Origin of the sequence: Clostridioides sp. ZZV15-6383, from assembly GCF_020657735.1 — a bacterium.
Lineage (GTDB): Bacteria > Bacillota > Clostridia > Peptostreptococcales > Peptostreptococcaceae > Clostridioides > Clostridioides difficile_D.
The window spans coordinates 1-1,289 of record NZ_JAGWCV010000124.1 but is presented as its reverse complement, the minus strand read 5'-3'; the positions used below and the strand labels follow the sequence as shown (position 1 = coordinate 1,289).

The 1,289-nt window shown below is 51.9% G+C and carries 1 rRNA gene; it reads right to left on the bottom strand.

What is annotated here, in order from left to right:
- Positions 1–1,289 (bottom strand): 23S ribosomal RNA (locus KGF42_RS19035); the annotation flags it as partial.

Genomic DNA, 1,289 nt, shown 5'->3' with positions numbered 1-1,289 from the left:
TCGACCTATCAACCAGATAGTCTTTCTGGGGTCTTACCCTTGCGGTGGGAAATCTTATCTTGAAGTTGGCTTCGCGCTTAGATGCTTTCAGCGCTTATCCATTCCGTACATAGCTACCCAGCCATGCCCTTGGCAGAACAACTGGTACACCAGAGGTACGTCCATCCCGGTCCTCTCGTACTAAGGACAGGTCTTCTCAAATTTCCTACGCCTGCGACGGATAGGGACCGAACTGTCTCACGACGTTCTGAACCCAGCTCGCGTACCACTTTAATGGGCGAACAGCCCAACCCTTGGGACCTACTACAGCCCCAGGATGTGATGAGCCGACATCGAGGTGCCAAACCTCCCCGTCGATGTGGACTCTTGGGGGAGATAAGCCTGTTATCCCCAGGGTAGCTTTTATCCGTTGAGCGATGGCCCTTCCACGCAGAACCACCGGATCACTAAGTCCGATTTTCATCCTTGCTCGACCTGTATGTCTTGCAATCAAGCTCTCTTTTGCCTTTACACTCTACGTACGATTTCCGACCGTACTGAGAGAACCTTTGAGCGCCTCCGTTACCTTTTGGGAGGCGACCGCCCCAGTCAAACTGCCCACCTGACAGTGTCCCAAGACCAGATTCATGGCCTATGGTTAGAGTCCCAGTACTACAAGGGTGGTATCCCAAGGATGGCTCCGCCAAAACTGGCGTCCTGGTTTCAAAGCCTCCCACCTATCCTGTACATGTAGTACCAAGACCCAATGTCAAGCTACAGTAAAGCTCCATGGGGTCTTTCCGTCCTGTCGCAGGTATCCGGCATCTTCACCGGAATTACAATTTCACCGAGTCTGTTGTTGAGACAGTGCCCAAATCGTTACGCCTTTCGTGCGGGTCGGAACTTACCCGACAAGGAATTTCGCTACCTTAGGACCGTTATAGTTACGGCCGCCGTTTACTGGGGCTTAAGTTCACTGCTTCGATTGCTCTAACAGATCCCCTTAACCTTCCAGCACCGGGCAGGCGTCAGCTCCTATACATCGTCTTGCGACTTAGCAGAAACCTATGTTTTTGGTAAACAGTCGCTTGGGCCTATTCTCTGCGGCCACCGTATGGTGGCACCCCTTATCCCTAAGTTACGGGGTCATTTTGCCGAGTTCCTTAACAACAGTTCTCTCGCGGGCCTTAGGATACTCTCCTCACCCACCTGTGTCGGTTTGCGGTACGGGTACCTTTAACCTCGATAGAGACTTTTCTTGACAGTGTGAAATCAGCTACTTCGCTACTAAATTTCGCTCCCCATCACAT